This window comes from Acinetobacter sp. 766875 (genome assembly GCF_000582055.1).
In the GTDB taxonomy this organism is placed as follows: domain Bacteria; phylum Pseudomonadota; class Gammaproteobacteria; order Pseudomonadales; family Moraxellaceae; genus Acinetobacter; species Acinetobacter nosocomialis.
Genome location: NZ_JEXX01000021.1, coordinates 26,361 through 51,763, shown reverse-complemented (window position 1 = coordinate 51,763; position 25,403 = coordinate 26,361). Strand labels below are relative to the sequence as shown.

At 37.2% G+C, this 25,403-nt stretch carries 28 protein-coding genes; 12 read left to right on the top strand and 16 right to left on the bottom strand.

Annotated elements, in window-relative coordinates:
- Positions 1-273 precede the first annotated feature (273 nt).
- Positions 274-1,068 carry a type I methionyl aminopeptidase gene (gene map, locus J576_RS15550; protein ID WP_002050620.1) on the top strand — a complete coding sequence of 265 codons (795 nt, stop codon included), beginning with the start codon at positions 274-276 and terminating at the stop codon, positions 1,066-1,068.
- 57 nt (positions 1,069-1,125) lie between these two features.
- Here the strand turns inward: map and J576_RS15545 are convergent, their stop codons facing one another.
- A complete protein-coding gene (locus J576_RS15545; protein ID WP_033855688.1) occupies positions 1,126-2,025 on the bottom strand; it encodes a LysR family transcriptional regulator in 900 nt (299 codons plus the stop codon).
- 241 nt (positions 2,026-2,266) lie between these two features.
- Here J576_RS15545 and J576_RS15540 point away from each other — a divergent pair, with 241 nt between their 5' ends.
- Positions 2,267-2,590 carry a hypothetical protein gene (locus tag J576_RS15540; protein ID WP_002050660.1) on the top strand — a complete coding sequence of 108 codons (324 nt, stop codon included), beginning with the start codon at positions 2,267-2,269 and terminating at the stop codon, positions 2,588-2,590.
- A 46-nt stretch (positions 2,591-2,636) separates the two neighbouring features.
- On the opposite strand, the gene grxD is transcribed toward J576_RS15540, so the two are convergent.
- Positions 2,637-2,978, bottom strand: coding sequence for a Grx4 family monothiol glutaredoxin (gene grxD, locus J576_RS15535; protein WP_000138830.1), 342 nt, complete (start codon positions 2,976-2,978; stop codon positions 2,637-2,639).
- A 227-nt stretch (positions 2,979-3,205) separates the two neighbouring features.
- On the opposite strand from grxD, the gene J576_RS15530 reads away from it, so the two are divergent.
- Complete coding sequence (locus tag J576_RS15530) at positions 3,206-4,414, top strand: aspartate aminotransferase family protein (protein ID WP_002050642.1); 1,209 nt, start codon at positions 3,206-3,208, stop codon at positions 4,412-4,414.
- Between the two features lie 51 nt (positions 4,415-4,465).
- Here the strand turns inward: J576_RS15530 and J576_RS15525 are convergent, their stop codons facing one another.
- From J576_RS15525 to J576_RS15510, 4 genes are all read right to left on the bottom strand, one after another.
- Positions 4,466-4,897: a CBS domain-containing protein gene (locus tag J576_RS15525; protein ID WP_002050640.1), complete on the bottom strand. Its 432-nt coding sequence runs from the start codon at positions 4,895-4,897 to the stop codon at positions 4,466-4,468.
- A 138-nt stretch (positions 4,898-5,035) separates the two neighbouring features.
- Positions 5,036-5,410, bottom strand: coding sequence for a DUF2750 domain-containing protein (locus tag J576_RS15520; RefSeq protein WP_001087274.1), 375 nt, complete (start codon positions 5,408-5,410; stop codon positions 5,036-5,038).
- 275 nt (positions 5,411-5,685) lie between these two features.
- On the bottom strand, positions 5,686-6,177 hold the full coding sequence (locus J576_RS15515; RefSeq protein ID WP_033855687.1) for a leucine-rich repeat domain-containing protein: 492 nt from the start codon (positions 6,175-6,177) through the stop codon (positions 5,686-5,688).
- Positions 6,147-6,380: an SEL1-like repeat protein gene (locus J576_RS15510; RefSeq protein WP_002050673.1), complete on the bottom strand. Its 234-nt coding sequence runs from the start codon at positions 6,378-6,380 to the stop codon at positions 6,147-6,149. The genes J576_RS15515 and J576_RS15510 overlap by 31 nt, the downstream gene beginning before the upstream one ends.
- Before the next feature lie 215 nt (positions 6,381-6,595).
- On the opposite strand from J576_RS15510, the gene J576_RS15505 reads away from it, so the two are divergent.
- From J576_RS15505 to J576_RS15480, 6 genes are all read left to right on the top strand, one after another.
- Positions 6,596-6,955: a hypothetical protein gene (locus tag J576_RS15505; protein ID WP_033855686.1), complete on the top strand. Its 360-nt coding sequence runs from the start codon at positions 6,596-6,598 to the stop codon at positions 6,953-6,955.
- A gap of 100 nt (positions 6,956-7,055) precedes the next feature.
- Positions 7,056-7,382: a hypothetical protein gene (locus J576_RS15500; protein ID WP_002050644.1), complete on the top strand. Its 327-nt coding sequence runs from the start codon at positions 7,056-7,058 to the stop codon at positions 7,380-7,382.
- A 107-nt stretch (positions 7,383-7,489) separates the two neighbouring features.
- Entirely contained in the window at positions 7,490-8,596 is a 1,107-nt protein-coding gene (gene ftsY / locus J576_RS15495; RefSeq protein ID WP_002050665.1) for a signal recognition particle-docking protein FtsY, read from the top strand.
- Positions 8,597-8,782: 186 nt separating this feature from the next.
- Positions 8,783-9,379, top strand: coding sequence for a nitroreductase family protein (locus tag J576_RS15490; RefSeq protein ID WP_002050635.1), 597 nt, complete (start codon positions 8,783-8,785; stop codon positions 9,377-9,379).
- Positions 9,380-9,590: 211 nt separating this feature from the next.
- The gene (locus tag J576_RS15485) at positions 9,591-10,262 is read left to right on the top strand and encodes a YccT family protein (RefSeq protein ID WP_002050610.1); all 672 of its coding nucleotides are present in this window, start codon (positions 9,591-9,593) and stop codon (positions 10,260-10,262) included.
- A gap of 75 nt (positions 10,263-10,337) precedes the next feature.
- Positions 10,338-10,862: a GNAT family N-acetyltransferase gene (locus J576_RS15480; protein ID WP_002050626.1), complete on the top strand. Its 525-nt coding sequence runs from the start codon at positions 10,338-10,340 to the stop codon at positions 10,860-10,862.
- Positions 10,863-10,872: 10 nt separating this feature from the next.
- On the opposite strand, the gene J576_RS15475 is transcribed toward J576_RS15480, so the two are convergent.
- From J576_RS15475 to J576_RS15440, 8 genes are all read right to left on the bottom strand, one after another.
- Positions 10,873-11,172 (bottom strand): cyd operon YbgE family protein, encoded by a 300-nt coding sequence (locus J576_RS15475; protein WP_079377014.1) that lies wholly within the window; start codon positions 11,170-11,172, stop codon positions 10,873-10,875.
- On the bottom strand, positions 11,173-11,274 hold the full coding sequence (cydX, locus tag J576_RS15470) for a cytochrome bd-I oxidase subunit CydX (protein WP_000270276.1): 102 nt from the start codon (positions 11,272-11,274) through the stop codon (positions 11,173-11,175).
- Positions 11,275-11,287: 13 nt separating this feature from the next.
- On the bottom strand, positions 11,288-12,433 hold the full coding sequence (cydB, locus tag J576_RS15465; RefSeq protein ID WP_002050611.1) for a cytochrome d ubiquinol oxidase subunit II: 1,146 nt from the start codon (positions 12,431-12,433) through the stop codon (positions 11,288-11,290).
- On the bottom strand, positions 12,430-14,016 hold the full coding sequence (locus tag J576_RS15460; RefSeq protein WP_002050656.1) for a cytochrome ubiquinol oxidase subunit I: 1,587 nt from the start codon (positions 14,014-14,016) through the stop codon (positions 12,430-12,432). The genes cydB and J576_RS15460 overlap by 4 nt, the downstream gene beginning before the upstream one ends.
- On the bottom strand, positions 14,016-14,210 hold the full coding sequence (gene cydP / locus J576_RS15455; protein WP_025467867.1) for a cytochrome oxidase putative small subunit CydP: 195 nt from the start codon (positions 14,208-14,210) through the stop codon (positions 14,016-14,018). The genes J576_RS15460 and cydP overlap by 1 nt, the downstream gene beginning before the upstream one ends.
- 375 nt (positions 14,211-14,585) lie before the next feature.
- Positions 14,586-15,194, bottom strand: coding sequence for an OB-fold-containig protein (locus J576_RS15450; protein WP_002050666.1), 609 nt, complete (start codon positions 15,192-15,194; stop codon positions 14,586-14,588).
- Positions 15,195-15,219: 25 nt separating this feature from the next.
- Entirely contained in the window at positions 15,220-15,528 is a 309-nt protein-coding gene (locus J576_RS15445; RefSeq protein ID WP_002050689.1) for a Rieske (2Fe-2S) protein, read from the bottom strand.
- A gap of 16 nt (positions 15,529-15,544) precedes the next feature.
- A complete protein-coding gene (locus tag J576_RS15440) occupies positions 15,545-16,549 on the bottom strand; it encodes an adenosine kinase (protein ID WP_002050662.1) in 1,005 nt (334 codons plus the stop codon).
- Between the two features lie 237 nt (positions 16,550-16,786).
- Between J576_RS15440 and J576_RS15435 the strand changes: the two genes are divergently transcribed.
- The 3 genes from J576_RS15435 to J576_RS15425 all read left to right on the top strand — a co-directional run bounded on the left by J576_RS15435 (position 16,787) and on the right by J576_RS15425 (position 23,242).
- Positions 16,787-18,880, top strand: a complete 2,094-nt coding sequence (locus J576_RS15435) for a TonB-dependent receptor (protein ID WP_002050685.1) — start codon at positions 16,787-16,789, stop codon at positions 18,878-18,880.
- Between the two features lie 250 nt (positions 18,881-19,130).
- A complete protein-coding gene (locus J576_RS15430) occupies positions 19,131-22,070 on the top strand; it encodes an insulinase family protein (RefSeq protein WP_002050683.1) in 2,940 nt (979 codons plus the stop codon).
- 20 nt (positions 22,071-22,090) lie between these two features.
- Positions 22,091-23,242: a phospholipase A gene (locus J576_RS15425; protein WP_002050661.1), complete on the top strand. Its 1,152-nt coding sequence runs from the start codon at positions 22,091-22,093 to the stop codon at positions 23,240-23,242.
- A 42-nt stretch (positions 23,243-23,284) separates the two neighbouring features.
- On the opposite strand, the gene J576_RS15420 is transcribed toward J576_RS15425, so the two are convergent.
- Both J576_RS15420 and J576_RS15415 read right to left on the bottom strand, forming a co-directional pair.
- Positions 23,285-24,622 carry a TrkH family potassium uptake protein gene (locus J576_RS15420; protein ID WP_002050670.1) on the bottom strand — a complete coding sequence of 446 codons (1,338 nt, stop codon included), beginning with the start codon at positions 24,620-24,622 and terminating at the stop codon, positions 23,285-23,287.
- Between the two features lie 17 nt (positions 24,623-24,639).
- Positions 24,640-25,290 carry a potassium channel family protein gene (locus J576_RS15415; RefSeq protein ID WP_002050624.1) on the bottom strand — a complete coding sequence of 217 codons (651 nt, stop codon included), beginning with the start codon at positions 25,288-25,290 and terminating at the stop codon, positions 24,640-24,642.
- Positions 25,291-25,403: the final 113 nt, after the last annotated feature.

Sequence of the window (25,403 nt, the reverse complement as noted above, 5' to 3'; positions counted from 1 at the left end):
TTTTCAAGTTTTCTAAATCAGTCAGAGATATGAAAAATATCAACTGGTTAAGTTATCTATTTGAAAAACCTTTGAAAGAAATAGAGAAAATAGTTTTTAACTCTGATTTTTTAAAAAAATTATGTAAAAATAAAAATATAAAATACTATTATGAATGTTGAATATTTGGGCATTTAAAGCTTTCCGCCTATCATATATCCATTCTAAAATACTATAAATTAACTAACATTTTTGTAGGTGTGATCAAAACAGTGCCTACGAGGATAAAATTGAATGAGAGCTTCTACTGTTACAATTAAAACAGAACAAGATCTGGAAAAATTAAGAATTTCTGGGCGTTTGGCTGCACAAGTTTTAGAAATGATAGGGAAGTACGTTAAGCCAGGCGTAACAACTGAGTATTTAGACAATATTTGCAATGATTACATCGTAAATACTTTAAAGGTCATACCAGCCAATGTTGGTTATCACGGTTTCACAAAAACAATATGTACTTCAGTCAATGAAGTAGTGTGTCATGGTATTCCATCTCCAAATAAAGTTTTAAAAGATGGCGATATTATTAATATTGATGTAGCGATTATTAAAGATGGTTACTTTGGCGATACGAGCCGTATGTACTACGTTGGAAACGTAAATCCACATGCGAAAAAGTTGGTTGAAACAACTTATGAGGCAATGGTTGCTGGTATTCATGCAGTTAAACCTGGCGCTACTTTAGGTGATATTGGTTACGCTATTCAATCGGTTGCTCATCGCGAGGGTTATAGCATTGTTCGAGAGTATTGTGGGCATGGCATTGGTAAAGTTTACCATGAGCAGCCTAATATTCTGCATTATGGACAACGTGGACAAGGTTTGGTTCTAAAGAAAGGTATGGTCTTTACAATTGAACCTATGGTGAATGCAGGCAAACCTCAAGTTAAAGAATTAAATGATGGTTGGACCGTCATTACTCAAGATCTTTCTTTATCTGCTCAATGGGAACATATGGTTGCAGTTACAGATACAGGTTTTGAGCTACTTACACCTTGGCCAGAAGGGGTAGGAAATTATCCAAAAATTTAATCGTTATAAAATAAAAAGTTCGATATATTATCGAACTTTTTTATGGAGCTTAATTTATTAATGCTCTGAGAGATGTTCCACAAGATAATCAATAAATACACGCACTGCTGGGAGTAATCCTCTACGAGATGGGTAAACAGCATGAAATATACCGTGAGCTGCTTTCCAGTCCGGTAAGATTTGTACAAGCTGACCCGATTTTACAAAATCTTCAGCTGCTGTTTCTGGCAATAAGGCAATACCACAATTCTGACTCGCAAGTTGGGCAAACATATAAAGATTTGTTCCCATTACAGTGGGGCTAACTTTCACTTTTTTCAGTTGGCTATCTGGACCATGTAAAATAAATTGTTGATCTAAATGCTCTTCGGACAAGCTTAAAATACGATGATCACTTAACTCATCAGGTGACTTAATATTACCAAACTCATTTAAGTAAGCTTGGCTTGCGAATAAACTTTGTTCTATGAGCGCAAACTGTCTAAGTACTAGGCTAGGGTCATCATCTAATTTAGACCTGACACGTAGAGCTACATCAATACCTTCATTAATCACATCAACGCGACGGTTGCTTACAATAAGTTGTAAACGAATTTCGGGATATTTTTTTAAGAATGCCGGTAAAATTTTAGGTAGCTGGTTTTGTGCAATGTCTACAGGAACGCTTACTTTGACTACGCCTCTTGGTTGAATACTTAAGTGATCAACTAAATCATGGGCTGCTTGAGCAGCATTCATCATAACTTGTGCGTGTCTATAGATATCCATCCCGATATCGGTAACAGCAAAATGACGAGAACTGCGCTGAATTAAGCGTACCCCTAAATTTTCCTCTAAATTATAAACACGACGACTTAATTTTGATTTTGGAATGTCCGTAACACGTTCGGCAGCACTAAATCCACCATGCTCAACAACAAGGGCAAAACAATAAAAATCATCAAGATCTGTGAGCATTAAAATATCCTATTTATGCAACACTAAAGATTTTACATTATTAGTTTTGCAACGATAAAGTTTGATTTTAATTTTTTGTAAAAAGCCGATAAATACCAGTGAGAAAAGGGAATTAAATAATTTGAAATTTTAATGTAATTACATTGAAATGCTTTTGTAATTTATTTTATAAAGCTTAAAACAAATATAGCGTTTACATATTATTTTTCATAAAATAGATTTTTCTCGGTTTTTTAAAAGTATGTCTTACCAGTTAGTTGAATTAGAAAATGCATCGGCCAATATCCTTTGCCCAATCTGTAAGCTTTCAGTTATTGATTGGACACAAGAGCAGTACGTCCAACCTTGTGAACATACATTGTTTATTGCAATGGATTTAGGCTTTGAATTTGTAGCTGATCGTTTTGAAGAAGTTATGAATCAAAATGTAGATGAGTTGCATGAAGATCCGAACATGAATATTTTTGAAGCGATAACTACCACACCGTATAAAAATTTAACTATTTTAAAAGCAGATCTTGGTGTTGATGGACTATTTCGTTATATCGGTATAAGTGATTGTTAAATTTATAAGTATAAAAAAGCCAATCTTTCGATTGGCTTTTTTATTATTAAGCTTCTGGAGCTGCGCTGTATTGTTCGATTAATGGTTTTAATTCGCCATTTTGGAACATTTCAAGCATGATATCGCTACCACCAATAAGCTCGCCGTTTACCCATAATTGTGGGAAAGTAGGCCAGTTTGCAATTTTTGGTAAAGTAGCACGAATATCAGGGTTTTCTAAGATGTTCACATATGCAAATGGACGACCAATTTGACTGAGCGCCTCTACTGCACGTGCAGAGAAACCACATTGTGGAAACTGTGGAGTGCCTTTCATGTAAAGTAAAACGGGATGCTTCGCAATTTGATCGCGAATTAACGCTTCAGTATCACGTGCTTGTTCAGTCATAAATAGATCCTCAACTAATCTTGCAGCATTATAGGGGGTGTTCACATCGCTTTGCAAACCGCCTTGTTGCTTAAAGTTGCACAGAATATTCAATATTTTATTGTATAAACCGAAGCGATAGCAAAAAGCAGACGAAATTTTAGATAAATGAAGGATGGGACTTTTCATCAGTGCAAGTTTTTGTTTATATAAACCCTTCTTAAAACCTCATACAGAAAGAGTTCGTGATGACTGATATTACCCTGGCTCCAGTACAACCTGATCAACCAACACACTTAATGGCTACTTATGGTCGCCAAGCGATCAGTTTTGTCCGAGGCCGAGGGGCATATCTTTATACACAAGATGGTACAGAATATTTAGATGCACTTACTGGTATTGCTGTATGTGGACTAGGACATGCTCATCCAGCTATTGCAGAAGCTATTGCAGAACAAGCAGCTACTCTAGTGCATACGAGCAATTTATTTGAAATTCCATGGCAAACTGCGGCGGCGCAAAAGCTTGCTGAGGTTTCAGGTATGGAAGAAATTTTCTTTTCAAACAGTGGTGCTGAGTCAAACGAAGGAGCGATTAAAATTGCTCGTAAATTTGGTACTCAACAAGGTATAAGCTTGCCAAAGATTATTGTTGCTGAACAATCATTTCATGGTCGTACTTTGGCGACACTTTCTGCAACTGGTAACAAGAAAGTACAAGAAGGTTTTGCACCTTTGGTGGAAGGCTTTATTCGAGTCCCATTTGGTGACATTGAAGCCATTCAAGAGGCAGCCTTACAACATCCAGATATCGTCGCTATTTTAATTGAACCAATCCAAGGTGAAGGTGGTATTAATACTGCACCTCAAGGATTTAGCTATTTAGAAGAAGTTCGCCAAATTTGTAATCAGCATAACTGGTTGATGATGCTAGATGAAATCCAAACTGGTAATGGCCGTACCGGTAAATACTTTGCGTATCAACATACAAATATTATTCCGGATGTTTTAACTACAGCAAAAGGATTGGGTAATGGTTTCCCTGTAGGTGCTGTAATGACTCAAGGTAAGGCTGTAGGTTTGTTAGGGCCAGGCAGTCATGGTTCTACTTATGGCGGTACAGTATTGGGTTCTCGTGTGGTTTACACGGTAATTGACACAATCCAGAAGGAAAATGCGGTAGAGAATGCAGCAGTAGTAGGTAATTATATTGTTGATCAATTACGTGCCCAATTGTCGGATAAGAATGTGCAAGTACGTGGTTTCGGTATGATGATCGGTATTCAACTACCTAAAGATTGTGCTGAACTTGTTGCGATTGCTCGTGATGAATACAAACTTATTATTAACGTTACGGCAGGGTCGGTGGTTCGTTTATTACCTCCAATTAACATGACACAAGCTCAAGCTGATATTTTGCTAGAGCGTTTAGTTGCTTTAATTGCGAATTATCTTTAAGTTTTAAAGACAATAAAAATGGGCGTTAATCGCCCATTTTTATTTTTGTATTTAGCCTGAAATATATTGCTTTAATTGTTCAATTAAAACTTTCTGATCTTCCATAGCTGCTTTAACTAAGTCACCAATTGAAATAAAACCAACTAATTTTTCATTATCTAATACAGGTAAGTGTCGTAAATGACGATCAGTCATGAGTTGTAAACATTCTTCAACTGTATTGTTTAAACCTACAGTAATTACTTTTGCCGTCATAATTTCAGCAACTGTGGTGCTATAAGACGAACGCTCCATAAGCGTTACTTTTCGTGTGTAATCGCGTTCAGATAATATTCCAACAACTTTTTCACCTTCTGCTACGACTAAAGCACCAATACCTTTTTCCGCCATAATCGTAATTGCTTCGAGGACAGTCGCTTCGGGTGAAATTGTAAAAATGGCTTGTTCAGATTTGTTCTTAATTACTTGTGCAACGATAGTCATTTTTTCTGTCCTGTTGTTTTATCATTTTGATTTAAATTAGCTCGATTTTTGAAAAAAGCAAAGACTTACGAGTCATTCAAATATTAGTTTTACGCTTAAACGCTCAAAAAGCACTCTAAGTTTGGTAGCTTAAAAACTTTAAGCTACCTGCCATTTTGGATGATTAAAAAAGAAATGATGCATTTGTTGAGTAGATAACTTCAACTTACGATGAGATGAGTTAAATAATGCAGGGGTAACTTTTAACCGTGTTAAAGTAGGTAATAAAGATTCATGAAAGTCTTTTGGGGTAATTTTTCTTGGCTTGTAATTAGGCCAATGAGTTTTGGCATATCGATGTGCTTGCACTCCATTTAACCAAAAAGGAAAAATAAAATCTTCCTGATCTGATTTAATGGCCCAGCCTTCATCAAATAGTCCCCAAAGAACTCCACAATACATCATGGTTCTTAAAATATAAATCTTGATCATCAAGTCTTTAGAAACCGGTTGTAGATTACTTAAACTGTTCATTTTAAATTTAAAGGTTTTCAACTTGTCTTGCTTATTATAAGAAAACCACATGACATTTCAGTTTAAACAGGTGTCAAATCGTAAACAAATATTGATGACTTGAAATATCTATATAAATCAATACTAAAAAATAATGCTGTGTTATGACTAAGAATAGTGAAGTAGGGTTGCAGAAAAAATTAATAACTTTAGTTTTTTCAGATATAAAAAAACGCCACCTGAGCAAGACAAAGCGACTAAAGCTTTGGCGAAGCGCAAGATGAACATAGTTATGGTTAATTTATATTGAACTTTTTACAGGTATAAAAAACGCCACCTGAGCCACGGCTAAAGTGGCGAAGTAAGGCTTTAGATAAATAGGTAATTTTGGTTTTATATAGGTATAAAAAAACGCCACCTGAGCCACGGCTAAAGTGGCGAAGTAAGGCTTTAGATAAATAGGTAATTTTGGTTTTATATAGGTATAAAAAAACGCCACCTGAGCCACGGCTAAAGTGGCGAAGTAAGGCTTTAGATAAATAGGTAATTTTGGTTTTATATAGGTATAAAAAAACGCCACCTGAGCCACGGCTAAAGTGGCGAAGTAAGGCTTTAGATAAATAGGTAATTTTGGTTTTATATAGGTATAAAAAAACGCCACCTGAGCCACGGCTAAAGTGGCGAAGTAAGGCTTTAGATAAATAGGTAATTTTGGTTTTATATAGGTATAAAAAAACGCCACCTAAGTGACGTCTCTTTATGCTTGCATGGTGGCTAGTTTCTGCCAATATTGTGCTTTCATGGAATCACGTTCTACACGGAAACCTTGATAATATAGCTCTGCTAAGAATAGGGCAGCTTTGCCGTGACCAGCACGCGCAACTTCTTCTAACTGCGCAACAGCATCTTGGAAATTCATTTGAGAGTGAATTGTGTTAACTGCAGTTGCGTATACATGTTCTAAATCATGATGAGAGATACGTTGAATCATATAAAACTCCTTATTTTAATTATGATTACTTTTTCTAAAGGCCACTGCCTTTGAACTAATGTAACTTAGAATTGTTAAACTAATATTACAAATTAATGGATTTGTCAACTATTGTTCAGCATTAGTTGGTTCACTATTAGGATACATGATTAAACATTATTCACAAATAATTTTGAGTAAAATCAATATGAGAATAAAAGACAAGGAGAATAACTATGACAAATACTATCGATGGCTTTGTTTTTGATACTCCTCCTAAAGAGGAGCAAATCATAGAGCTTGCTCATTACCATCGTAAATTATTAGACGAAGCAATTTTCCATCAAGAAATACATTTAGGTGATTATTGTTTGGCGCAACGTAAACGGGTTTTTGACTATGCTCGCCAATTGGATCCTAATCAAAAAGCTTGGTTCTATCAGGTTTATGATGGTGAACTTAAAAAAATTGCAGATGAAGATGAATTGCATCCAGCTGATGCTGAAGAAGGATTAAGTATTTTTGCCATGTTACTTGTGCTAGTAATTATTGCAGCAATCTTATACTTCTCTGTAATACGTTCTTTAATAAGCTAAAGTTTATCATCCAGTAAGGCTAAAGAATATTAGCCTTACTGGATTTTGACCTTGTGCTGAAGTGCATTGAACCCTACACTACATCAATTAGAGGTAGGTCATGCTCACATTCAAAGAAAATTTTCTTAAATTAAAGTCTGAGTTAAAGGCAGACCAATGTTTTAATCTGGTTGTGATTATTATCATTGGCTGTATTTTTATGCTGTCTTATTTAGCATTGCTTCGTCCTGTGAACTCGGAACAGTATCAACGAATTGTACAACTTTCTCGACAGGCTACATATCCTAGAACTCAAGATATGGCAGAGTTGATAATGAATCAATCAAAAATTCATAGGGCAGAGTATCTAAAGTTAATGTACGCTTATCAGTTTGAACATGATCACATCAAGGAATATCCTGCGTTAGCACAAGAAGATACTCAATAAGCATGGTCTTTATTTTAGAAAGGTTTTGCTCGCTATTGGAGCAGGCAAAAACTTGAATTTATGCTAAACTTTCTATTTTTTAACACGCTGCTTTTCAAGGAATCGGCATGCAACAACAATCGAATATGCAAAATAAATTCTTGATAGATGCTGAGATCGGGGATGACGATGTCACATTGCCTAATTTACCTGCTATCGATGTTCCTATCGTTGAGTCACCTGTTAAGCAAGAAGTAAAAGCACCAGAAGTTGTCGAGACAGCACCTTCAACTGAACCAGAGCAACCAAAATCTGGTTTCTTTGGGCGAATGAAAGAAGGTTTAAGCAAAACTCGCCGTAATTTCACCGATGGTATGGTAAATATCTTAATTGGTGGTAAAGAAATTGATGATGAGCTGCTTGAAGAAGTTGAAGAGCAATTATTAGTTGCAGATATTGGTGTAGATGCAACAAAAACGATTATTACCAACTTGACTGAACGTACTGCACGTGGCGATTTGATTTATTCACATTCGCTTTATAAAGCATTACAAGAAGAGTTGGTTGCTTTACTGGCTCCACGTGTGAAGCCTTTGCATATTGACCCTAATAAATCACCTTATGTGATTTTAATGGTGGGCGTGAATGGTGTTGGAAAAACAACCACTATTGGTAAACTGGCTAAGCGTTTACAAGGCGAAGGCAAGAAAGTTATGTTAGCAGCAGGTGACACATTCCGTGCAGCTGCTACTGAACAATTGCAAATTTGGGGTGAGCGTAACGACATTGCTGTTGTCGCTCAAGGCCATGGTGCAGATAGTGCTTCGGTTATCTTCGATGCTTTTGAAAGTGCGCGTGCTAAAGGTATTGATGTGTTAATTGCAGATACCGCAGGTCGTTTACATAACAAAAGTAACTTAATGGAAGAGCTTAAGAAAGTTAAGCGTGTTATGCAAAAAATTGATGCTACGGCACCTCATGAAATTATGTTAGTAGTAGATGCAGGTACGGGGCAAAATGCAATTAACCAAGTACAAGAATTTGATCAAGCAGTAGGTTTAACTGGTATTACTATTACTAAGTTGGACGGCACTGCAAAAGGTGGTGTACTGTTTAATATTGCTAGTCGTACTCATGTACCAATTCGTTTTATTGGTGTGGGTGAAAAAATTGATGATTTAAGACCGTTCTCGGCAAAATCATTTGTAGCGGCATTATTTGAAACAGAAAAGTAATTTGCAGCTAAACTCTAAAAAACCTCATGAAATAGTGAGGTTTTTTTATATCCATATCTTTTTTTATTGTTGCGAAAATAAAACGAACTGTCATATTTTTAATGCTGATTATAAGAAATGAGTTTCATAGACTATATTCATTCCCAAACAACGGCCAATGGTCAAACAAATAGGTAGGAAATAAAAATGTCTACTTTCTTAGATAAAATTAAAAACCGTCGTACTATTTATGCAATTGGTAAAAATGTTGCATTAGATCGCACAAAAATTGAAGAAACAATTCGTGAAGCCGTTAAACATAGTCCTTCATCGTTTAATTCGCAATCTTCACGTGTAGTTACTCTATATGGTGAATCACATACTAAATTTTGGAATTTGGTTCGTGAGGCATTACGTAAAATTGTTCCTGCAGATGCTTTTGCTGGTACTAATGCAAAAATTGATAGTTTCGTTGCCGGTGTTGGTACAGTACTATTTTACGAAGATCAAGCTGTTATTAAAAACTTGCAAGAGCAATTTGAACTATATGCAGACAACTTTCCAGTTTGGTCTGAACATTCAACCGCAATTGCACAATTTGCAACTTGGACTGCGCTTTCAGAACTTGGTTTAGGTGCTTCTTTACAACACTATAACCCAATTGTTGATGCTGACGCTGCTGAAGCATTTGATATCCCATCAACTTGGAAATTACGTGCTCAATTAGTATTTGGTTCTGTTGAAGCACCAGCTGGTGAAAAAGCATTCATTAACGATGAAGATCGCTTCAAAACATTTAACTAATTTTAGTTAATCAAAAGAGTACCTCAATGGTACTCTTTTTTTTGTGTTCAAAATTAACATAAAAAATAGTTATTTATTATAATTCAATAATATATTTTAAAAGTTTTAAGTGTAGCTATGCTAAAACAGATAGTGTCATAAAATCGTCATAATCATATTGCATATTGCTCATGTTTTTACAAACTATTAAATATTATAGAGACGTGAACAGATGACTTTAAGATTAAGTGTTGCTGCAATTGGTTTATTACTAAGCGGTTCGGTATTTTCAGCAGTTACAATTACGGCACCTGAGGAAATTGTAATCCTTGCGGTGAACGGTCAAGAAGTCAATTCAGGATTATTCCGTTCCTCTAAAAATAACTACAAAGTTGATGCGGGTGAAACAAACCTAAGTGTGCGTTATCAAGAGTACTTTGAACATCTAAATGGTGAACACGATATTGTTAAGTCTGGTGTTGTTACAATTCAAACTCCAACTTTAAAAGATGGTCAAACTTATAAGCTTGCTATGGTGGGTGTACCAAAAAAATATGAGCAAGCAAAGAAATATGCTGAGCAACCAACAGTCGCTTTATATAACTCAAATAACGAACTGGTTGTTCAGCAAACGGGTGCAAACAACGAAGCAAAACCTTGGTTTGCAACGGGTTTGTTGGGTAAGGTGGCTGACTTTACGACAAAACCTTCTAAACCACAGCCTGAACCTGTTTATGCTGCTGCCAAGCCATCTACTTCTCAAGTTACAACATCTATTGCCGCAACAGTACCTTCGGCAGGTGCTGCACAAACAAATGATCAGCGTCTAGTCGAGCTTTGGCAAAAATCTTCTAAGGCTGAGCGTCAAAAATTTATGGCTTGGTTAGCTGAACAATCAAATTAAGCAATTGCTATTCAAGATAAAGCCGATTTAATATCGGTTTTATTTTTTAATATTTAAAATAGCCTAAGCATATTTATGATGAATTTAAATTTCCGTTTAGCTGAACTAAGTGATATCCCATTACTTGTAGACTTGATTAATCATTCTTATAGAACACAACAAGGTAGAAGCTGGACAACTGAAGTTGAATTCGTAAAAGGCCAACGTATTAGTCAAGAACAATTGACACAGCAATTGAAATTGTCTAACTCAGTATTATTGGTTGCAGAAATAGATTCTTCACAAATTGTTGCATGTGTTGGTCTTACATTTCAGAACAATACTGTTGAGATAGGAACATTCTGTACAGATCCTCAAATACAGAATATGAAAGTAGGTCGTTCGGTTCTGGAGTATGCTGAACAGTTCGCTTTGCAAAAAACACCAGAATTGGACAGTGCACTCATGTATGTTTTAAATGTACGTTTGGAGCTAATTGCTTATTATGAGAGACGTGGTTATACAAAAACAGGTCATGTAGAACCATATCCGACTGAAGCAGACGTTGGAATACCACTTATACCAATTAAACTAATTGAAATGAAAAAGGACCTCAAATGAGGTCCTTTTTTTAGGTTAAAAACCAGATGTAATAGCCTAGCAACATGAGAGGCCAAGCTACCCATGGGCTAAATAACCATTTCCATAACCAGAAGTGTGGTACAAAACCAACCCCGTAAATGAAGCCTCCAGAAATACCCACCATCACCAGCATAAGCTGGCTATGATTATAGTGTCCGTTTGCATCTAACATGAGGGAAGGATGCACCAGTAAAATTACAGCAAGCGGCAATGCCAACAGAAATGAAATGGCCATTGCGAATGCTTGAGCTTTTCGTTGATTTGGTGCTGTCATTGCGTTTGCCATGATTTATTCCTCATCTAAATTTTGATGATGTTCGATATAAAGTGCACTGAGTACACCCGCAAAACATGCCATCAAAATTCCAAGAATCCATGCGAAATACCACATATGCTTCTCCTTATTAGTACAAGCTGTGCGAGTTTGACTCGATATGTTTGTTGGTAATCACGCCCCACATTTTGTAATACGACCAACTGGTGTAGAGCAAAATGATCGGAACGAATATGCATGCAGCAACAGTCATAACCCCTAAAGTACGATGGCTTGATACCGCATCCCACATTGTTAAGCTAGAGTTTGGATTAACACTTGATGGCAATAAAAATGGGAAGAGTGCAAAACCAGCAGTTAAGATCGCACCTACAATCATTAAGCTTGTGCCAGCAAAGCTTAAGCCTGCTTTTGCTTTTGATGCTGTAAAGAATGCAATAATTGCCCCTAAAATCGCGAGAACTGGAGCGATCTTGGTAATTGGATAATTAGTGTAATTGTTCATCCAACCTGGGTTGTTATTTGTGACTACCTGTTTAGCTAAAGGGTTAAGTGCAGCATTTGTATCAATTGCAGCAGCATAGCTATAACCAGGAACTTGACCGAAGTATAACCAAGCTCCAATAACAAGAAAGCAAACCAAGAATACTGCTGCCATAATTTGAGTGGCCTTAGCAGAACGCTGTTTTAAAGCGCCGTCTGTGCGAAGCATAAGCCAAGCACCGCCGTGCGCACACAACATAGATAAACTGACAACGCCGCAAACTAAAGCAAACGGGTTAAGAAGAGCAAAGAAGCTACCCGAATATTCAGAGCGCAATGTGCTATCTAAACTAAAAGGAATACCTAAGAATAAATTACCGAATGCTACACCGAAAACTAGAGCAGGCACCGCACCACCAATACAAAGGCCCCAGTCCCAAGAGTTGCGCCATTTTTTATTTTCGAGTTTAGAACGATAGTCAAAACCTACAGGGCGTAAGAACAGGGCAAATAGCACAAGTAATAAGGCCCAATACATTCCGGAGAATGCAACCGCGTAAACCATTGGCCACGCAGCAAATAAGGCGCCACCTGCTGTAATAAACCAGACCTGATTACCATCCCAGTGTGGTGCTATGGTATTAATAGCAGCACGTCGTTCGTTATCAGTCTTGCCAACAAAAGGCATGAGTGCCATTGAGCCCATATCGAAGCCATCGGTTAAAGCAAACCCAATAAGCAAGACCCCAACTAACACCCACCATATGATTTTCAGGAGTTCGTATTCAATCATGATAAAGCCTCCCCATTAACAGCTGCTTTTGGCTCTTGTTTTTCAAAATGGTATTTACCAGTGTGAAGTGAGCTTGGTCCTAAGCGAGCAAATTTAATCATTAAGTACATTTCAATAATTAAAAGGACGGTATAGAACGCTGCTAACGCGAGGATGGAACCCCACACATCGCCTGTACTTAAACTTGAAGCTGATAAGTGTGTTGGTAAAATCTCACCAATAGACCACGGCTGACGGCCGCCCTCAGCTACATACCAACCAGTTTGTGCAGCAATCCATGGAAGTGGTAAGGCAAATAATGCATATTTAAGTAGCCAAGGTTTATTCTCAGCATTTCTTTTCGCAACAGCCCAAGTCGCTAAAATGAAAAGAAGCAACATTAAGAAGCCAGATGCAACCATTGCACGGAATGAGAAGAATAATGCTGTAACATTTGGAACAGTGTCTTTCACAGCTGCTTGAATGTTTTGTTCGCTTGCATCTACAACATTTGGTGCATATTTTTTAAGAAGTAGGCCATAACCTAAATCTTTTTGATTTTTTTCAAATGAAGCTAACAACTCAGGTGAGCGATCACCAGCACGTAGTTTTTCAAGTTCAGCATAAGCAAGCATACCGTTACGAATACGCACTTCATGCTGTTGCATTAAGTCTTTTAAACCAGTGACTTCTTTAGTTGTTGAACGAGTTGCAATTAGACCTAATGCATATGGAATTTTAACTGCATAGTCTGTTCGCATTTCTTCATGGTTGGGTACACCAAATAACGTAAATGGAGCAGGAGCAGGGTGAGTATCCCATTCTGCTTCAATTGCAGCGAGTTTAGTTTTTTGCACATCACCTAGCTCATAACCAGATTCATCACCAAGCAAAATCACTGAAAGTGTAGAAGCGAGTCCGAAAATTGCGGCAATTGCAAATGAACGGCGGGCGAAAGGAAGATCACGTTTTTTGAGTAGATAGTAGCTTGAAATGGCAAGTACGAAAATCGCACCTGTTACATATCCGGCAGAAACAGTATGTACAAATTTAACCTGTGCAACTGGGTTGAAAATAAGTGCACCGAAATTGACAAGCTCCATACGCATGGTTTCGAAGTTAAATGCTGCACCTACCGGGTTTTGCATCCAGCCATTCGCAACTAAAATCCAGAGCGCTGACATATTAGAGCCAAGAGCAACTAACCAAGTTACACCTAAATGTTGTACTTTGCTCAGGCGATCCCATCCGAAAAAGAATAAACCAATAAATGTTGACTCAAGGAAGAATGCCATTAAGCCTTCAATTGCTAATGGTGCACCGAAAATATCACCTACATAATGTGAGTAATATGCCCAGTTTGTCCCGAATTGGAACTCCATGGTTAAGCCTGTAGTTACACCTAAGGCAAAGTTAATACCAAATAATTTTCCCCAAAACTTAGTCATATCTTTGTAAATTTCTTTACCAGATATCACATAAGTGGTTTCCATAATAGCCAGAATAAATGCAAGGCCTAGGGTCAAAGGTACGAAAAGAAAGTGATACATTGCGGTCATGGCAAATTGGAACCGCGAAAGATCAACCACGCTTTCAGAAATCATCAACGTGTCTCCTTAATGTGGGAAGTGTTATCGCCTGCAATATGCTCAGCGACTTGATTGTCGAAATTTTGGGGGATAGTGGGAGCGTCAAACCAAATATGTTTGATTGTTAAGAGAAGCACGACTTTAATTATTAGAATAATCGTAATTTCTCTAACTAATTTGGCATTAATATCTAGATTTTTAAGGCTCATAAAATAAACCTCGATACATATTAATTTCATTATTAATCAAAATATATTAAAAATAAACAATAAATATATTTTAAATAAAAACTTAATTATCTTTTTTATATAAAACAACATCTTATGCGTTTAAATAATTTTGAATAAAATATCTTACTAAAATAGTTTGGATTGATTATTAAATCCAACTAAAACACTTGTAAATAAATATTTTAAGTTGATTAAAAAGGTATGGTTAAATTTAATTCTGATTAAAATGGTTGGATATAATAAAGTTATTCTTATTTCTAACTAAAATAGTTGGATTAATTTTAATTAAAAAATAAAAAGATAGAAGGGAATAATAAAGTTATTAAACTGATAAAAGACAAAAATTATGGAAAATTAATCGGGTGCAAAAAGATCGTTTGATAAGGAGATTTTTTTGGCAACATAATGGCTTTTATGCACTTTAATAAGAATGACTTGTGAATATAATTCTAGCTCGCCATATTCTGGTTCAACTTGCACGTAGTGTAGTTGGCCGAACTCATCACGTACACGTGCTTGAGCTGAAAAACCGGGTCTGGCACTACCACTAGAGATAGTTGCTAGTCGCCCTAAAAGATTGTAATTGGTATGTGTATGCTTTGGTTTAATCACTTGATCAAGACAATGAATCATAAATACGGTAAAAAAGATTGCAATGACCAGTGCAGGGATGATTAAGTAAAACGGGGTGATAAAGTAATGCTGTATAGCAAAGAAAGACAGCTGTAAGAAGTAACCAGCAAAACTGAAATTAATGAGTAAAAAAACAAAAATTAGAGCTTTAGAAAACTTAACATTAAGTATAGGTGAGTTAGTAAGCCAGTCTGGTGCAATTTTTTTTAGGAGTTGACTCGGCCGTAACCCGATATACATACCAATAGTTTCTACCACACTGAGCAATATCAAAGCCACAACACTTAAATGAAATGGCATAAGATAATAATTAAAAAAGAAATCAGCCATGGTAGAAACTCTAATGTTGATGATCTCAGTCTACGATATAAATACCGCCATCTGAATGTACTTTAATCTCAACTTTATTTAAAAAATCACCTAAACAAGGACCTGAAATACATTCGCCAGTTTCCACGTTAAATAAAGCACCGTGAGTAGAGCATTGAATATATTCTTTGTCTTGGTCTAGAAATTGATTTTCTAAATACTCAAGTTCGGTTTGCAAATGCGGGCATAAATTCTGATAGGCATAGAATGAGCCATCACGCTGTGTAATGAAAATAGTCGTTCCTTGTAAAGTGTCAAAAGCTCTAGCTTCACGCTCAGGAACTTCTTCCGTCATACAGATCCTTTCCATTTCAAGCACATTCCTTCTGAAAATTTTCGAGAAGTTTAGCATAGTCATTAATGGCTAAACGAGGACCAAATTGAGACACAACTTCACTAGAAATTAAGATGGCTAACTGCGCCGCAGCAGTTAAATCTTCATGATGATTTAATGCATAGAGAAAGGCACCAGCAAAAGCATCACCAGCGCCATTCGTATCTACAGCTTCTACGTGACGGCCAGGTACATGAAAATGTTGGGTTGAATTTGCAACTAAAGCACCTTTGGCACTTTGTGTAATCACAACAGTATGGTTTTTAAAACGCAACTGAGTGAGTGCATCCTCAATAGTAGAAGTATTGGTATACATTAAAGCTTCTTGTTCATTACAAAACAATAAATCTACACCATCATCCATAAGCTCTTCTAAGCCTTCACGTGCGTATTGAACCATTGCAGGGTCTGATAAAGATAACGCAATTTTAACGCCGTGAGCTTTAGCTATTTCTCGAGCTTGTTTTACCGCTTTACGTGCCGTTTCACTCGTAGAAAGGTAGCCTTCAATATAAAGCCATTTTGCTGTTTTTAATGGCTCAAAATCGATTTGGTCTTGAGAGAGTTCAGCTGTAATACCTAAATAGGTATGCATAGTACGCTCAGAATCTGGACTAATAAGTACCATACAGGTGCCTGTTACACCTTCACTGATTGACTTTGGCGTAGTCTGAATGCCCGCATCATTTAGACCTTGTAGGTAAATTTCACCTAATTGATCATGGCCAACGCGGCAACCATAAAAAGCACTACCACCTAATGCACTAAAAGCTACAGTTGTATTTGCAGCAGAACCACCACTTGCTTGGCCTTTGTAGTCTTGAGTTTGCTTTAATTTTTCATAAAGGGTAGATTGTGTTTCACCGTCAGACAACTGCATGGTGCCTTTTTGTAAGCCTTGCTGACTAAGAAAATCATCAGACACTTTAAATTCTTGGTCGATTAATGCATTACCAATTGCAAAAAGATCTACAGTTGCCATATGTGTTGTCACAGAATAAAAAATCAGACTGATAATTTTACACCATTGCTAACATTTGCTGTAGTTTATTGAATAAAATTCAGGTAATTCAGCAGTTAGTAGAGTTTTATTGTTTGCCTAAGCAATCGAAATATTCTTTTTAATAAATATTATCAATTAATAATGATTCTTGATAATATTTACAAATGTATAGTATTTCATTGAAACTTCGCCTGAAATTATTCATAGCGAACTTACATGAAACGTTCTATTTTATTTATTTCATCAGTTGGGGTTATAACAGGCCATGTATATGCCGCAGAGACAGACTCACAGGCTGTAACCAACCTTCCAACGATTTCAGTAAAAGCTGAGAAGGAAAACAGTTTAAAACAAGAGGTAGGACAAGCATCAAGTGCCACTAAAGGACTTATGCAATTAAAAGATGTTCCTCAAATTGTAAATGTTGTACCGAAACAAATTCTAAGAGAGCAGACAGTGACTTCTATGCAAGGTGCTTTGCAAAATGTTGCCGGTTTGAGCTTTAGTGTGGGGGATGGACAACGTGATCAGGTCATGATTCGCGGTTTCTCTGCAATCACAGATAATTATGTAGATGGTATTCGCGATGATGCTTTGTATTTTCGTGATATGTCGAATGTTGAACGAGTTGAGGTACTAAAAGGACCTGCTTCTGTATTATATGGACGCGGTTCGGCGGGTGGTTTAGTTAACAAGATTAATAAAAAACCAATGGATCAATCCTTGCGTGAAGTGAGCCTGATTGGCAGTACTACAGGGCAACGTCGTGCAGAAGTCGATGTAAATGAAAAAGTAGCCGAGAATGTTAAAGTTCGTTTAACTGGTGCAGTTGAAGACTCAGATGGTTATCGCGATCAGGCATTTTTAAAACGACAGGCGGTGGCTCCATCTGTACAGTGGGATATTACTGATAAAACCAAACTTTTACTTCAGGCTGACTATTTGCATGATGATCGTTTAGCGGATCAAGGCTTCCCGACAGATCCAATTACAGGTAAACCAGTTAAGACAAATCCTAAAACTTTTTATGGTGCATTAAACGGTAAAGAAGTTGGGGATGTCGATACTGAAATCTCAAGCCAGACTATCAGCTTGGATCATGAGTTTAATGATCAACTCAAATATCATGGTGCAGTTCGCCACTATAACTACTCATTAGATCGTCAATATAGTGTTGATACGCATCCTGCTGATAAGACAAAAATTACTTTGACTCAAAATAAACGCCTGCGTAATGAAGATGGTATATATGTTCAACAAGAGTTGAGCGCTTTATTTAATACAGGTTTCTTAAAGCACAATACTTTAATTGGTGCTGAATATAGCAAACAGCATAAAGATGAGATACTTTGGCAAGGTGCGAAGACAACTACTGATTTATATAATCCTAAATTAGATTACTGGGCGCCTATTAATACTGGAACAACAGTTGCACGCAATAACAATAGTAATACCTTTGAAAACTATGGTGTGTATCTGCAAGATTTAATGACAGTAACAGATCAACTTAAAGTTTTAGTTGGTTTACGTTATGACAATCTATCTCAAGATCGTGATGATAAAACGAGTACGAATTTAGACTTAAACCGTACTGACAATACTTATTCTCCACGAATTGGGGTGGTCTATCAGCCAGTAAATAATCTTTCACTTTATACTTCTTATAATCGTTCTTTCCAGCCTTTGGCTGATTCATTTGTTTTTTATCAAAACAGTGATGATTTAAAACCAACAAAAACTGAAAATTATGAGGTGGGTGCAAAGTGGGATGTGAATGATCAATTGAATGTGACATTGGCTTTATTTGAAATGAGCCAAACCAATATTCAAAACCAAGATCCAGCTAATCCAAATCAAGCACTATTGGCAGGCGAGCAAAAAACAAAAGGTGTTGAACTTTCATTAACAGGTCAGTTGACTGATCAGTTGTCAGTGCTAGCTGGCTATTCTTATATGGATGGTAAGATTGAAAAGTCGACTGTTGGATTTACGGGTAATCACTCAGCGCTTACGCCAAACAACACAGCTAACCTGTGGTTAAAATATCAAATTAATGATCATTGGTATGCAGCTGTAGGTGGTCGTGGTGAATCATCACGCTTTAGTGCGCCAGATAACAAAAACGTTTTACCAGGGTATGCGGTTGTAAATGCAGCTTTAGGTTATCAAAGTGAACGTTATGATGTGAACTTAAACCTAAATAACTTGTTTGATCGCGATTATTTTGTTTCAGGCCATAGTGGAGCAAATGATTCAAATATGATGGGCGATCCTTTAAATGCTCAAGTTGCACTTCGCTATCGTTTTTAATTGAAAAAGTCTAAAAAGCTCATCATTTTGGTGAGCTTTTTTATTTGTCGTGTAGCATATAGATAGTATTAAAAGGTTTTGTTCTGGTAGGATACAACTAAGCTGGCTATGTGCTTGATATCAAAGCTATGCCCATGAAAACTAATACTCAACAAAAACATAGTATTTTACTTGGCTTTTGTTCGCCAATCTCAAGCCGACTCAGGCTATAATGAGACTTATTCACTTATCCGATATGTTAGGAGATCACATGACTGTAGATGTCACTGAAACCATTTCTCAAACTGTTCACCCTGCGTTTCAGTTGCTACGTCAGCACCATGTTGAAGCATTAGATATTTTAGTGTCTGAATATAAGCATAAAGTCACAGGTGCGGTGCATTATCACTTGGCAACTGATTATGATGAAAATGTATTTCTTGTTGCGTTCAGAACACAACCTATGGACTCTAAAGGAACTGCACATATTTTAGAGCATACCGCTTTATGTGGTTCTGAAAAGTTTCCTGTTCGTGACCCATTCTTTTTAATGATTCGCCGTTCATTAAATACATTTATGAACGCGTTTACAGCAGCAGATTGGACCGCATATCCATTTGCAACTCAAAATAAGAAAGATTTCCAAAACTTACTCTCTGTTTATCTTGATGCAGCTTTCTCGGCAAATTTGAATCCTCTTGATTTTGCTCAAGAAGGAATCCGTATTGAACTTGAAAACGGTCAGCCTGTATATAAAGGCGTAGTGTTCAATGAAATGAAAGGTGCGATGAGTGCGCCGTCTGACCAGCTTTATCATCAGTTGGCTCATCATCTATTCCCTGAAACTACATATCACTACAACTCAGGTGGTGATCCAAAAGATATTCCTGACTTAACCTATGAACAGTTAGTCGAATTTTATAAAACTCATTACCATCCAAGTAATGCGGTATTTATGACTTTTGGTAACCAAACTGCGTATGAGTTACAAGAGCAGTTTGAAAAACTAGCTCTACATAAATTTACTGCGGGTACAACTTTATATTCAAAACCAGAAAAACGTTTAACAGCTCCTGTTGAAGTCACTGAAACCTATGCTGTTGATGGTGATGAGTTAAAAGACAAAACTTACCATGTGTTGTCTTGGTTGTTACCACAAGCGAGTGATATCAAACTACGTCTAGGTATGCGTTTGGTCGAAGGTGTTTTACTAGAAAACTCTGCTTCACCACTACGTCATTATTTAGAAACTTGTGGTTATGCTCAGTCGACTGGTCCTTTAATGGGAGTAGACGACAGTAATTTTGAAATGACATTCTATTGCGGCGTTCAAGGTTCAAATCCAGAGCATGCACAAAGCTTTAGAGATGGTGTCTTAAATGTTTTACGTGAAGTGGCTGCAAAACCAATTGACTCATCGTTAGTTGATGCAATTTTGCATCAAATCGAATTGCATCAACGTGAAATTAATGGTGACGGCACACCATATGGCTTAAGCCTAATTTTAAATGGTTTAAGTGGCGCTATTCACCATAACGACCCGATTCAAATTTGGGATGTTGACAGTGCTATTGCTCAGGTCAAAGAAGAACTACAAGACCCAATGTGGTTATCTAATTTAATTCAAACACATTTGTTAGATAATCCGCACCGCGTACAAATGACTTTAGTACCTGATGCAACCAAGTCAGTAAAAGAGCAAGAAGCTGAAAAAGCACGTTTAGCTGCGATTGGTGAAAAGCTCACTGAAGAAGATAAAGCAGAGATCGTTGCTAAAACCAAAGCGTTACAAGAGCGTCAAGATACGCCAGATAATCTTGAGCTATTACCAAAAGTAGGCCTAGAAGACGTTCCAGCTGACTTGCATATTGTACAAGGTCAATTGCGCGAAATTATCTGTAATCGAATGGATACGCCGTTGAATTTGTATCATGCAGGAACGAATGGTATTTACTATCAACAAGTTCTCATTCAGATTCCTGATGATGTTGTTAAATCGCCATACTTTAATTTGCTCTCTATCTTAATGGGTGAAGTTGGTGCAGGTGAGTATGATTATCTTGAACTACAAAACTTACAAACAGCTGTAAGTGGTGGTTTAGGAATGGGCGCTTCATTACGCAGTAAAGTTGATGATAAAGACAAAATTAGCGCTTGGTTAACATTAACGACTAAATCTCTAACGCAGAAGTTTGATGCAATTCATCTATTAAAATTAGCATTTGAACAACTCCGCTTTGATGAAAAAGAGCGAATTATTGAGTTGTTGCAACAACGTAAGACACGCTGGCAGTCTCGTTTATCTGGTGCTGGTCATAGCTACGCGATGCAGATCGCTTCTCGTAATATGAGTGCATTGGCTCAACGTGACTATCAAAACACAGGTTTAGGTGCGTTGAACTGGTTAGGCGAGCTTGTTACTAACATTACTCAAGACGATGCTGCTTATGATGCCCTGATTGCTGAATTGAAGCATATCCATACCAAACTATTGCAAGCGCCTAAACAGTTCTTGCTTGTATGTGAAGAGCATCAGTCAGAGCGTTTAGTTGAAGAAATTCAAAACGTTTGGGATAAATTAAACGTTGATACAGCAGCGGCTGAGTTAACCCAAGTCGAGCAAGAAAATGATAATGAACATGAAGCTTGGTTAATTCAAACCAATGTTCAGTTCTGTGCCTCTGCATATCAAGCAGTTGAAGTGTCTCATCCGGATGCGGCACCTCTAATGGTATTGGCAGCATACTTGCGTAATGGTTTCTTGCACAGCGCTATCCGTGAAAAAGGTGGTGCTTATGGTGGTGGTGCTAGCTATGATGGAAATGCATGTTCATTCCGTTTCTTTAGTTACCGTGATCCTCGTTTAGCTGACACGTTTAAAGACTTTGAAGCGAGTGTGCAATGGTTGTTAAATACAGAGCAACAACCTCATCAGCTTGAAGAAGCAATTCTTGGTTTGGTGGCGAGTATGGATAAACCTGGTTCACCAGCAGGTGAGGCAATTACAGCGTGTTATGCACTGTTACATGCAAGAACTCCAACTTTCCGTCGTACCTTACGTGAAAGATTATTGCATGTAACTTTAGACGATTTACAACGTGTTGCACGTCAATATTTAATTGAACAAACACCTGTAAAAGCTGTGGTTGCACCTTTTGCAAAACGTGATGAATTGCAACAACTGGGCTTTACGATTAAACAAGTTAATTAAAATAAAAATTGGAGATGAACATGGCGTTCAGACAATTTGAACGCACATCTTTACAGCTAAGTATGGGGACCCTGCTTAGCTGTTTATGTGCGTCGGTGGCATATGCTGACACCTTAGCCCCTGTAAAACCTGCGACCGTAGATGCATGTGTTGCCCTAGCTTCAAATGCTGATCGCCTAGCTTGTTATGACTCTGTATTTAAGCCCTCAGCTTTACCCGCTGTTCAAGCTGCCGCAGTACCAGAGCCTGTTAAAAAAATTGATAAACCTGCTGTTCAGCCTGAAACATTTAAAGAGAAGGTTGTAGATACGGTTAGTAATATTAAAGTAATAGGGAAAGCTCCGAAAATTGAACCTACTACTTCTTTATTAGATCAACGTTGGGAGTTATCTGAAAAAAGTAAACTTGGTGTTTGGAACATTCGTGCTTATCAGCCTGTCTATTTACTACCTGTATTTTGGACCAGCGATAAAAATGAATTTCCAACTAGCCCAAATCCCAATAATACAGTTAAAGAAGCTCAAGATTTGAAATCTACCGAAACTAAATTTCAAATTTCTTTGAAAACTAAAGCTTGGGAAAATATTTTTGGTAACAATGGTGATTTGTGGGTAGGTTATACCCAATCTTCACGTTGGCAGACCTTTAACTCTAAAGAATCTCGGCCTTTCCGTGAAACAAACTATGAGCCTGAAGCTAGCTTAATGTTTAGAACAAACTATGAGTTACTCGGTTTAGATGGTCGCTTGCTTGGTGTCACTTTAAATCACCAATCGAATGGTCGTTCAGATCCGTTATCTCGTAGTTGGAACCGTGTTATCTTTAATGTCGGCTTAGAGCGTGGCAATTTTGCTGTAATGCTTCGTCCTTGGATACGTATTAATGAAGCTGCCAAAGATGATAACAACCCCGATATTGAAGATTATATTGGACGAGGCGATTTGACCGCTTTTTATAAGTGGAAAGATAACGACTTCTCCCTAATGTTACGTCACTCTTTAAAAGGTGGAGATGACTCTCATGGAGCTGTTCAGTTTGACTGGGCATTCCCAATTAGTGGTAAGTTACGTGGTCACTTCCAGCTATTTAATGGATATGGTGAAAGCTTAATTGACTATAACCACCGTGCAACTTATGCAGGTTTGGGTGTTTCACTCATGAACTGGTACTAAGTTCGAACCCATAAAAATGCCGCTTTAACAGCGGCTTTTTTATTAACCAATTTGAATGTTGGCTTGAGGATGCTTGAGACGGCTCTTTTTAGGAGTAGCAATTAAATACGCCAGTGTTAAAGGTCCAAGTCTCCCAGCAAACATAAGTAAACTTAATATAAACAGGCTACCGTTATGTAAATCTGGCGTGATACCGCGGGAAAGGCCTACCGTACAGGCGGCTGAAACGACTTCAAATAGTAAGTTCATAAAGTCGGCTTTTGGTTCTAAAAGCAAAAGTATAAAGAACCCAATAAATATGAGTATGCTGGTAATCGCAGTAACAGCCAAGGCCTTATAAGTAGTTTCGTGAGAAACAGAATGATTAAAAACCCTGATTTCATCAGTACGTCTTAAAAAGGACAGAACACTTAAAACTAATATAACAAAAGTACCCACTTTTATACCGCCAGCAGTACTTAATGAACCACCGCCAATAAACATAAGTAGCATCATAAGCAAAGAACTACTATTAGTCATTGCACCTGTGTCAATGGTGTTAAACCCTGAAGATCGTGGAACAGTCGCTTGGAACCAAGCATGTAAAGCTTGATCACCTACGCTTAGCATTCCTAGCGTATGAGGGTTTTGTGCTTCCATAGCCCAAATTAAAATAAAGGCCACTAAATTAATAATGGCAATAGTCGTTAAGATCAGTTTGCTATTTGGGCTAAGTTTTTTCCATTTTTTATTTTGTTTAATATCCATGAGAACTAAAAAGCCAAGTCCACCTATTGTATAAAGCAAACTTACCGTAAGGCAGATCACATAGTTGTTTTGAAAACCCATTAAACTATTATTAAATAATGAAAAACCGGCATTATTAAACGAAGAGATACTATAAAAAATTGCATAATACAAACCACGAGCGAAGCCAAAAGCGGGGGTAAATGCACAGGTGAGAATGATTATGCCGATCAGTTCAAATAAGAGAGTATAAGTTACTACTCCTTTAGCTACGAAGGTCACTTTTGATAGGCTCGTTTGACCCAGGCTGTCCTGAGCCATCATTTGCTGCTTAAGACCAATTTTAGGCGAAAGACTCAGTGCGGCCAAAATAGCAAAAGTCATGAAGCCCAAACCACCTGATTGAATCAACAATAAAATAATGACTTGCCCAAAAAGTGTAAAAGATTCATGTATATTTAGAACGGATAAACCTGTAATGGTGACTGCCGAAGTCGCCGTAAATAGAGCATCCATCCAGCTAACATGTCCGTTATTGGCAATTGGAAGTTTGAGTAATAATGTGCCAAAGACAATAAAGCCTAGAAAACCCAGCGCTAAAAGAGAAGGTGGGCTTAGGTTTAATGTTTTATGTGGTTTAGGCTTAAGAGACATATTTTTTAGGTTCGTTCTTATAGGAAACAATTAGAGAGCTTTTTAAGTTGCTGTAAATGACCTTCTAAAATAAGAATATCATGCGTTTGTAGGGTAAAAGTCTCTTCAGTTTCAAATAAAATTTGCTGCTGTCGTTTTACAAGTAAAGTTTTAACTTGCGGTGCTTGTTGCATAATCCCATACAAATTAATGCCATTTAATTTCTCGGGAATATCGATTTTCACAATATAGTGATCATCATCTAAAGACATGTAACGACTTACCATTGGATAGTTAAGTGCTTGCGCAACACGTACACCCATGTCTTCTTCGGGATGAATGATTTTATTGATATTGAGGTGAGACAAAATTGTGTGATGGGCCTTTGTCTTTGCTTTTACCCAAATTTTATCAATACCAAGATTTTTTAAATTCAGCACACATAAAATACTGGCCTCAATATCTTCACCAATTGCAACAACAACCGCATCACAATTTTGAATGTTTAATTCATCCAGTACATGTTCATCTGTAGCATCAGCAATGACAGCATGAGTTAAAACATCGGCAAGATTTTCAACATTCTTTTTGACTGTATCAATGCCAATAACATCATGATTTAATTTTGTGAGTTCTTGAGCAACTGTTGCTCCAAAACTTCCCAAGCCAATGACCGCGAACTGTGCCATAAATAACCTTTTATACTTAATTAGGGCTTTATTTTTAATGATATTTTCTTTGAGATAAAGAGAAGCAATGTAAATATAGAAAATATTGGGCTCAAATAATAAAAAAGCCGACA